Here is a 406-nt window from a genome sequence, read left to right as displayed (position 1 = left end):
GCCATCACCTACGGCCACAACGCCAACGGGGACCTGACCACCGACGGGCTGCGAACCTACGCCTACGACGCCGAGAACCGGCTGAGTGCCGTCACCACGGGTGCCAGCGATACGAGTCCGACGACGAGGTATGCCCACAACGCCTTGGGCCAACGCGTATTCAAGACCGAGCCGCTGTACTCGCCTGCAGAAGGCGACGAAGAGGACCAGACCTTCTTCCAGACCCTAGTCGCCTTCTTCACGAAGCTCTGGAGTCCGAACGCGAACGAGGCCGAGAAGCAGGGCTATGCGTACGTCTACGACGAAGAAGGCAACCTGCTGGCCGAGACGGGCACGGGCGGGGCCAACAGCATGGGCAGCACGCAGTACATCTACCTGCCGACGGCCAACGGGCCGATGCCGATCG

The 406-nt window shown here is 64.0% G+C and carries 1 protein-coding gene; it reads left to right on the top strand.

Annotated features, from left to right (window positions below):
* Positions 1 to 406 (top strand): hypothetical protein (locus B0W80_RS35850; RefSeq protein ID WP_373039401.1); only part of this gene is annotated, 406 nt, incomplete at both ends.

It is taken from the genome of Variovorax sp. KK3 (genome assembly GCF_001984055.1).
Classification (GTDB): domain Bacteria; phylum Pseudomonadota; class Gammaproteobacteria; order Burkholderiales; family Burkholderiaceae_C; genus Variovorax.
Note: the sequence above shows the minus strand (reverse complement) of the source record. Positions and strands in the feature narration are given on the sequence as shown.